Source organism: Vibrio mytili (assembly GCF_000830505.1).
GTDB lineage: Bacteria > Pseudomonadota > Gammaproteobacteria > Enterobacterales > Vibrionaceae > Vibrio > Vibrio mytili.
The window spans coordinates 37680-45967 of sequence record NZ_JXOK01000078.1; the positions used below are offsets into that span (position 1 = coordinate 37680).

At 41.6% G+C, this 8288-nt stretch carries 8 protein-coding genes; 2 read left to right on the top strand and 6 right to left on the bottom strand.

Annotation, left to right across the window (positions count from 1 at the left end; all coding sequences use genetic code 11):
* Nucleotides 1–337: 337 nt before the first annotated feature.
* The 3 genes from SU60_RS18765 to SU60_RS18775 form a co-directional block, all read right to left on the bottom strand.
* A complete protein-coding gene (locus SU60_RS18765) occupies nt 338–841 on the bottom strand; it encodes a hypothetical protein (protein WP_041156862.1) in 504 nt (167 codons plus the stop codon).
* 249 nt (nt 842–1090) lie between these two features.
* Entirely contained in the window at nt 1091–1585 is a 495-nt protein-coding gene (locus tag SU60_RS18770; protein WP_041156863.1) for a TIGR00645 family protein, read from the bottom strand.
* A 413-nt stretch (nt 1586–1998) separates the two neighbouring features.
* On the bottom strand, nt 1999–2625 hold the full coding sequence (locus tag SU60_RS18775) for a recombinase family protein (RefSeq protein WP_041156864.1): 627 nt from the start codon (nt 2623–2625) through the stop codon (nt 1999–2001).
* Nucleotides 2626–2887: 262 nt separating this feature from the next.
* Between SU60_RS18775 and SU60_RS18780 the strand changes: the two genes are divergently transcribed.
* Both SU60_RS18780 and SU60_RS18785 read left to right on the top strand, forming a co-directional pair.
* A complete protein-coding gene (locus SU60_RS18780; RefSeq protein WP_041156865.1) occupies nt 2888–3238 on the top strand; it encodes a type II toxin-antitoxin system RelE/ParE family toxin in 351 nt (116 codons plus the stop codon).
* Nucleotides 3228–3533: a helix-turn-helix domain-containing protein gene (locus tag SU60_RS18785; protein WP_041156866.1), complete on the top strand. Its 306-nt coding sequence runs from the start codon at nt 3228–3230 to the stop codon at nt 3531–3533. Before SU60_RS18780 ends, SU60_RS18785 begins: the two co-directional genes overlap by 11 nt.
* A gap of 312 nt (nt 3534–3845) precedes the next feature.
* On the opposite strand, the gene SU60_RS18790 is transcribed toward SU60_RS18785, so the two are convergent.
* From SU60_RS18790 to SU60_RS18800, 3 genes are read right to left on the bottom strand one after another with little or no spacing between them, the layout of a single operon-like run.
* On the bottom strand, nt 3846–6179 hold the full coding sequence (locus SU60_RS18790; RefSeq protein WP_041156867.1) for an AAA family ATPase: 2334 nt from the start codon (nt 6177–6179) through the stop codon (nt 3846–3848).
* The gene (locus SU60_RS18795; protein WP_041156868.1) at nt 6154–6819 is read right to left on the bottom strand and encodes an ABC-three component system middle component 1; all 666 of its coding nucleotides are present in this window, start codon (nt 6817–6819) and stop codon (nt 6154–6156) included. Before SU60_RS18795 ends, SU60_RS18790 begins: the two co-directional genes overlap by 26 nt.
* Nucleotides 6800–8029: an ABC-three component system protein gene (locus tag SU60_RS18800; RefSeq protein WP_041156869.1), complete on the bottom strand. Its 1230-nt coding sequence runs from the start codon at nt 8027–8029 to the stop codon at nt 6800–6802. The genes SU60_RS18795 and SU60_RS18800 overlap by 20 nt, the downstream gene beginning before the upstream one ends.
* Nucleotides 8030–8288: the final 259 nt, after the last annotated feature.

Below are 8288 nucleotides of genomic sequence, written 5' to 3' on the forward strand. Positions count from 1 at the left end.
AAACACGCCTTTGCCCCAAAGCGCGTTAACGTAATTACTCAGTGGCGGGTCGTGCCACTGAAATCACCGTACTTTTACTCATGGTTACCAGTTGAGAGGCCGTGACAGAAAACACCCATTTCCTTTAACTTGTTAACATTCATTCTCCGCATAATTCTACATTCACATATTTATGCGAGTGACTACAGTACAGAACCAAGTTAAAGAAGGTATCAATCGTTTCTTTCCTTAATCTCAGACAGTTTAATTGCGTTAACGGACTTAGAAAGTACAAAGAAGTTGTTCATGCTGAGATAAACCCGCTCCATTTGCACCGACAAGGAGAGTACTCTTATCATTAGTCAAAGAAATTATAACCAGAGCTGAATGGTTCACCGTTCTTAGAGACTTTATCACTGTTCACAACATATTTAACTTTGGTCACTTCATCTCTCTCAAAACCTTCAATGATAACAATAGACCCGTTTTTTCTAATGCTTTTTGTACCGCCACAAACATCAAGCCTTTCAGATACAAACTGATAATTCTCTTTAAACCTCATAACAGAGTAGACCTCTGCACAAGCGTTACCAGCAGGATAGCCCTTTACTAACACTGAGTGTAATCCCCCTGTGTATCTGGCAACTCCTAAATCAAAAGTCTTTAGTTCAATGTACTGTTCAGTAGTACCGATGGTTTCATTACCAAAGCTGATTTGGTAATTATGGGTTAAAGACATACTTTGTCCCAGATCCTTTACTTGAAAAGTACCGAGTTCAGTGTCGATTGTTTGTGTCTCATTAGCAAATACACTTAATGAGCATGTTACAGAAAACAACAGAGCTAATTTTGATAAATTCATAACACCTCCTGACAAGAAAAATACACGATATATCATAATGATAGAAAATCAAATGAGTAAGCTCTGCATAATGCTATTTCTGCACCCAAAGAGCACTCTGCACATTCTTGTCCAGTACCGTTCTCGGTTGTCTTATCAAGCGATGCCATTCTGTGTTTTACAATACCAGAAGTTATCTGAAGGGTAGATTCCGGCCACAAAGTCTGAATTGTTTCTGTCCAGAAGTGACATACGGTATCTGCTATCAAACTAATTTTCTTTTTTCGTTAATTTGTCTAAGTATCCCATTGCAAAAGCGGAAAGAACAAAAGTAACGTGAAGTAGTAAGTACCACTTAATCTTTTCATCAGGAATATTCTCTGTGTTCATAAAGACTTTGAGTAAGTGAATGGAAGAAATAGCCACTATAGAAGCAGACACCTTGTTTTTGAGAGAGCCTGTATCTAACTTGCCCAGCCACATTAACTTATCAGCGTTGTTACCAACATCGATTTTAGACACAAAGTTTTCATAACCAGAAAACATAACCATGATAATCAAACCACCCACTAGTGAAATATCTATCAAAGAGAGTGTCACAAGTATCAAGTCAGTTTCTTTAATCGAAAATATGTTCGGTAAAATATGCCACACTTCTTGGAAAAACTTGATACCTAAAGCAAGAAGTACAAAGCTTAAACCCAAGTAAATAGGTGCCATTATCCATCGGGCTGAATACAACAATTTCTCAAACAAACGTTCCATAAAACACAACTATCCTTAACTTATTCAATGAATTGGGAGGTCAGATGATAATGACTTACCGATAGGAAAGAAACATTATTGTAACAGAAAAACCTACTTGATACTGAGGTTCAAGATTCACTTCTGGCTTAGTACTATAAGTAACTCCTTTCCTATCTATTAAAACTGTTTAAAGAACAATTGCAGAAAGTGGCGCTTAGAGCAATTTGGTTTTCAATTCGCTTGATGACTTGTGAAATAGCTGACTTACTTTTGTTGCTTTCAATTGCAATGCTGGTCAGAGGCTCATGCTTAGCTAGTTCTTCCAAGATTGATTGAGCTTTACGGGGTCACACGACGATTCGGAAAATATTGTACGCTAAGAGCATAACCTTATATTCCTAAAGGAAAAATTTGCTTCGATTAATTCCTTCTTACAAAGTGAAGTCTTTGTCAGAGTTACCCTGCTTTTTGACCTTTGCAATAGTTGATCGGCTACAGCCCAAAAGGTGTTGAATCTGAGACCAACTTTTCCCCTCACTAAGCAAAAGTGCTACATTTTCTCTCAGCTTGAGATCTGGTTTTCTTCCTTGGTACTTACCCAAGGCTTTTGCTTTCTGTATTCCTTGTGCTTGTCTTTTACGTCGAGTCTCATAATCATCCCTGGCCATTGCCGCAGCGAGATCAATCATAAACTCAGTGAGCACTTTTGAAATCATAGAACTTTCGGCGTTACCGCTGAGGGCAGCATGAGTCATTGGCTGGTCAAGAACAACAATATGAAGTCCCGCATCAACTAATTGATGTTTGAGCAGCTTCCATTGTTCATATGGTAATCTTGATAACCTATCAACCTTTTCGATAAGCAAAATATCATTTTGGTGAGAATCACCTATTAAACGTGATAGCTCAGCTCTTTCTAGTCTAGAACCTGATTGGTTTTCAATATAGAAACTGGCAATACGTACACCTTTTTGATTAGCAAACCGCTCTAATTCAGCTTTAGCACGATTAGCATCCTGTTCATCAGTTGATGCTCTTAGGTATCCTCGTATGAACATTTTTGTTACTTCGGTCTGTTTTAAGTATGGTATTCAATATTAGTTCACATAGGGTATAAAACCAATAATAAACGAACCAGTTTTTCAAAGATGCGATATGGTTTGCTTGAGGTGTACCCAATTCAGACTGCCGAGGCATTGCTTAATCATAAAATTTGCGCTTGTTATCTGTAGGGTTGAGTGATTATTAAAGTTGACGTGATTGTATATAGATAAAAATCTATATAGAATATAGTCTATACTAAGAAAGCAAAGATAAAACATGTGGAATGTAGTAACTAGACCACTTTTTGACGAGTGGTTTCTATCACTAGATGAAAGCGATCAAATTAATGTCCGCGCATGCATCCAGGTTCTTCTTGAAAGAGGGCCTCAGCTGAGCAGACCATACGCTGACACTGTGGAAGATTCAAAGCACAGCAACATGAAAGAGTTGCGAGTGCAAATCAATGGGAAACCTATACGAGCTTTCTTTGCTTTTGACCCAGAAAGAACAGGAATTATCTTATGTGGCGGTGAAAAAACTGGCGATAAGAGATTCTACAAAAAGATGATTCCGATTGCTGATGCAGAACTTGATGAGCATTTAGAGGAACTTAAAAATGAAAAGTAACCCATTAAGCGTACTTGACGCAAAAATGTCACCAGAAGCACTTGCTGCCGCTAAAGAAAAAGCAGCGGATATGCTTCTTGATATTCGACTTGCTGAGCTTCGAGAGATCACCCATCTATCTCAAGTAGAAATCGCTAAAGCTATGGGCATTAGCCAGCCATCAGTTGCCAATTTAGAGAAATCTGGCAAAGATTTACGTCTTAGCTCTCTAAAGAAATACATCGAAGCGACCGGTGGTAAGCTTCGCATTGATGTAGAACTGCCAGACGGAAAACATTTTAGCTTCCCGGTGTAAAGCTGGAATGCTTGTCTGAGTTGTATATTAGGTTGCTTGCCCTGCTTGTAGGGACGCAAGTGCGGTAACAAACCATATTAAAATGGCAGCGAAGCATCGGGACGCTGCCATTTCTAACTTAAAAATGCCCCAAAGTAAGTTATGACGGTCAGAAGGTACATTAATAGAGACCTGATTTTGCAATACTTAACCTAATGAAAGAACGCGCAAAATCAGATCCTATTGTTGTTTGTGACATCCTCTTCAGGATGGTTAACCCATCCATATGAACATCTCGGACGCCCAGCTCTATTACATTGATATGGGCTGCTTTTACAAAGCATCTTTCGCCAATAGCTGCATGTTAAGTGAACTTGTCTTTAAGCCCGCTCTGTTGAACCGATAGCGCATGTAAGCAGAGATATCGTCCTCGTGGGATGAGACAATTAGCTGGCAGTGCTTGAGTTCGCAACGGAGTAGATCGGTCAAGGAAGCGATGTTGACTTCATCCAGAGATTGAGACGGGTCATCAATCAGGATGAGAGGCACCTGAGCATAGACCTTATTGAGGGAAAGGAAGAAGGCAAGGCTGAGGGCTGACACCTGACCAGAACTCATAGACATGACTGCGTCGTGTTCAGACTTCTCAGCAGTCAGGAACCTCAACTGCGTACCTTCGCGGCTCTCGATAAACAGGCCCAAGCCACGCTGATAGTTTTGGATTAACCGGCCACTGTAGATGTGGAATATGAGCTCAATAGCCGAAATTGTCTGGTCGGTATAACTCTGTTCTGTCTTCTTCAAAGTGTTTCGGAGCTTTTCGATTTTACCTTGAGCTTTTTGGGCCGCCAGGGTTTCTTTTTCGATAAGATTAAGACCGGAAATACAGGTTTGGAGCCTGGAGTTTTGAGCCTCATTGGCTTTAATCGATATGTACTGTTCTTTGTCTTTTAGGTCTTCAGCCGTGATTATGTAGAAGTCCTGCAGGTCTTTGAAGGCGCTGTTTGTTGTATCTCGCCAGTCCTCCGGCAGCGCTAAAGCATCAGCTTCAACCTGTTTTTTATTCCTTAGAATCGCTTTGAGCTTTTCAAGCCGCTCATTTACTACGTCATCAATTTCCGTAAATGAGTCAGTAAATTGAATATTGTCGCTTTGCAGCTTCTCCATTAGCTGGGTTATTGCCGGGAGCCGAAGCTTAATTTTGGTCAGCTCTGCATGAAGATTTGGTACAAATGTAGGCTTGATAAGTTTCAAACTGTCTTGTATATGGGTGTCAATGAGCTTCAGCTCAGCGTCCATAGCAGTGACAAGGTTAACTAAGTCCTTACCGTCTTTGCTTAGTGATTCAGAGATCCGCTTGGTTCTTGCTTCAATGGCATCCACCATTGATTTGTGATCTTCCCAGTCCGCGCCACAGAGGGGGCACAACTGGTCATTGGGATAGGACTTCTTATGTTCATCAATCAGCTGCCTTTTCAGGCGTTCCAATTCGGCTATGACGTTCGCATTGGCGCTGCTTTTTTCGCGTAGGCTGTTTCGGGATTCAATTTGTAATTCAAACCACTCAAGGCGCCCATCTGCCCAGTTTGGTAGTGCTCGAGCTTCTTCAAAGCTAATTGCCGTAGCACCGCGTTTGATGATGTTTGCTGAACGTTCTAACTCATCAATCCCCTTCTTGATAGCATCAAGCAAATCAAGCTTGCCAAGATCCTTACCAAACTGAGCCAAGCTTCTCAGGGATTCCTCGTTATGATCAATCTCGGCATCAATTGCCTCGTTGTGAACCCTGGTTTTTATCGTGGCTTTGAGTGGCAGAAGGGTGATAATCTTGCGAACAGATTCCTGGTAGGTAGTATGGTCTAACGCAGAATACGTCGAGAAGAGGTCCTCCTTGTCCCATCCTGGCTGGACATCAGTCGTCGAGAGCTTTTTGTACTCAACGATCCCAGCCTCAGCCTGCAATGTGTCTCTTAGGATGGCTATCTCTTCCGTGAGTGTCTCGACTTTTGCCTTACGCTCAGGATCGTTGATGTACTTTGTAAGTTTACTGTATATGGTGCTGCAGCTTTCGATCTCAGCTTCGATATCGCTGATGTTAAAGAGGTTTCCTAGTTTATCCTTACGTTCGTCTACTCGAGTGTGTAACAGCCGGTTTTGTCCCTGCTCCAGATAGTTAAGGAAAGAGAAGTTTTCCCTGAAGTTTTTACCGAAAATTTCGTCAAGGAAGTTGTTGTCGCGCAGATTGATCTTCGTAAAGTCAGATGATTCAAATTCCGGTAGCTCGTAAAGCTTAAAGTTTTCATACTTGTCTGCACGATTGTTCGCTGGTTTTTTGAATATCGCAGTTGGGCAATGTCTTGCTAAAACAAGTTTACGATCACCATTAATGAATTCAATTTTAATGCAGAGGTCATTTTCGCCGGAGCGGTTGTTCCAGAAGAGGTTGTCCGCGTAGTCTCTTTTGTTCTTGGTTAGTAAAGTAGAGAATAGGTTTTGTATTCTATTGATCTGGCCGGTGAGCAGTAGTTCGATGGCGTCGAATATGCTTGTTTTTCCATAACCGTTAGGACCGTCCAGAGTTAGTAAGGACGACTCGCCAAGATCTAAGTAGATATGCTTGAATGCTTTGAAGCTAGAGACTTCAATCTTGGATATTTGCCAGTTCATTGTTAATCATTTCCTTGATAATGTCGTCGGCATTTTTGCCTGTGACTGTCTGGATAGTCGAATACATATCGTTCAGACCGGCTTCTGCAACGGCCTCAGCTGCTTGTAACCTCAAGGACACGAGGTTTCCTTGATGGCTAGGTAACTCTAAGAAAGGAAGTTTGATAAAGGTCTTCGCCGCGAAGCTGTATTGTGTGGCTACAAGAGGTTTTTCTTTGTAACTAAGAAACTCTTTTTTATCAGCAATCAAAGTCTCCAGTTTTCTGTAAGTGAAATTGGTGAGAGCGCTTTCTTCCGCTATGCTGTAGTAGAGAACGTATTTTTTATAAAAATGCGGGTCTTCCTCGATTGCGAAGATTTCTTCTTCGTGATCCTTGAACTCGGCCAGAACGTCAAGGCGATAAATGCAAATCAGATCGCAATTCTTCTTGAAACTTGGGTTTCTAAGAAATTCATCAGGAGCAAGGTGATTGATTCGGTTATTTAGCTCGGCTGGGTCAGGAAGACCGTCTAAAGTATGTACGACTGCGAATCTAATAGCAGACCCAGACTCGCGAACATAAAAGCTTGTTGTGTCCAGTTCTCGCTTACTCACAAAGCCATGGGCAACAAGTGCTTCATCAATGAGTTGTTTTATCATTCAGTTGACCCTCTGCGTCCTCTTTTGTCATTACGCTAATGCATAGCGATTTGATGATGTTGCTTTCCAGCTTTTCAGTAGCTGGCTTGTTATCGAAATCATCTGAGTTTGTGAATTTTGTATTAAAGGTGAATGAGGCTTCCGCTTTGCTGGCGATTAGATGATTGTACTCAAAAAGTAGTCTCAGCAGATCCCCGTTGTTTTTCATTTCTCTGATCATGTCAGACTCACACTCCTCGCTTTCATCCACGTCAAGAGCGGTAGGCACGTAGAACCGATTTTCGCTGTCGAGGTAGTGCGGGAGATGGTTGAATATGGGCTCCACCGAAATAGCTTGGATGAGCTTGGTGTATCGCCTGATGTCGTTCGTCTGAACGTCTTGAAACCGCTCGGATGGCTTCATCATCTGGCATAGCGTTTTTAACTCGTTGATGGGCGTTTCGCGTATGTGCTCGCACAAACGCCTAGCTCTCTCATAAGTGGCGTCACTCATTGTTGGTAGCGCCTGATCTAGCCGTTCTTCTAGGTAGGTTTGAAGCCTGGCCTTCAACTCAACGGTATAGTAGTCGCGATTCTGATAGGGGTTTTCGGTCAGCAATTCCTCTAGGATATCTTTTGCCTCGATACGGCCTTCGTAAGCAGCTTTGTTTTCTGAAAAGCCGTCCTCTTGATTTAGTTTGTGATTGTGTATTGCCTTGGTACTTATTTTTTCTGAGAGTAAGCAATAGTTAAAATTTATGAGATTATCACTGACCGTGATGGACTGTTTCTCACATATATTTTTTATCAGTGCTTTGGTCAGTCCCTCAATTTCACCCAGTCCACAATGAAAGTTGTCTCCATAGCGGTAGAATTTCACTATTTCTTCGCTAGTCCCTTTGTGATCATCGGTATTATCTAGCTGTACGGATACGTGAAAGTAACGGGGCGTCCCTTTTATTTTGTCGTGTTCGATCAACGTGGATTGCTCCAGAGCCTTGGAGTAGCCACTACGATATTTACTAATCTTCGCTTTTACTTGATGGGCGGTTTGTAGCTTTCCATCTTTATAAATAGCGAAGTCGTCACTACTATCAAGCTGAAGCTCGAAGTCCAAATCACCATCATGAATAAGCTTAAGCGAATGATATAGTGCAACTTTTCCTTGATAAACGAACCCGCTCCACGAAGATATCGCGCTGGCTGGGTATTTTTCATCTTCTTGACTCACATGAACTCCTTGCTGCCAATGTGACGGAGTCATATTACTGCATTTATGGGGTTTTCTGTATTTGCTTCGTTTATTTGGCGAACATATTCTGCATTTTCCCACCTTTATCAATAATATTGTCAGAATAGACACATAATCAGTAGACACTTTCGAACTTTTTTTGCCCAAACTCAGCTTATGCGATGCTTGTAGTTTAGATCCCTAACTCTAACTGATAATTGTCCATCAACGTGTCAGCTTGCTCTTAGCTGGCACGAAA

Excerpts from the sequence above, each read along its gene's own strand:
- SU60_RS18780 (WP_041156865.1), top strand. The coding sequence starts at position 2,888 with ATGTGGAATGTAGTAACTAGACCACTTTTTGACGAGTGGTTTCTATCA.
- SU60_RS18795 (WP_041156868.1), bottom strand. The coding sequence starts at position 6,819 with ATGATAAAACAACTCATTGATGAAGCACTTGTTGCCCATGGCTTTGTG.
- SU60_RS18785 (WP_041156866.1), top strand. The coding sequence starts at position 3,228 with ATGAAAAGTAACCCATTAAGCGTACTTGACGCAAAAATGTCACCAGAA.
- SU60_RS18790 (WP_041156867.1), bottom strand. The coding sequence starts at position 6,179 with ATGAACTGGCAAATATCCAAGATTGAAGTCTCTAGCTTCAAAGCATTC.
- SU60_RS18770 (WP_041156863.1), bottom strand. The coding sequence starts at position 1,585 with ATGGAACGTTTGTTTGAGAAATTGTTGTATTCAGCCCGATGGATAATG.
- SU60_RS18775 (WP_041156864.1), bottom strand. The coding sequence starts at position 2,625 with ATGTTCATACGAGGATACCTAAGAGCATCAACTGATGAACAGGATGCT.
- SU60_RS18765 (WP_041156862.1), bottom strand. The coding sequence starts at position 841 with ATGAATTTATCAAAATTAGCTCTGTTGTTTTCTGTAACATGCTCATTA.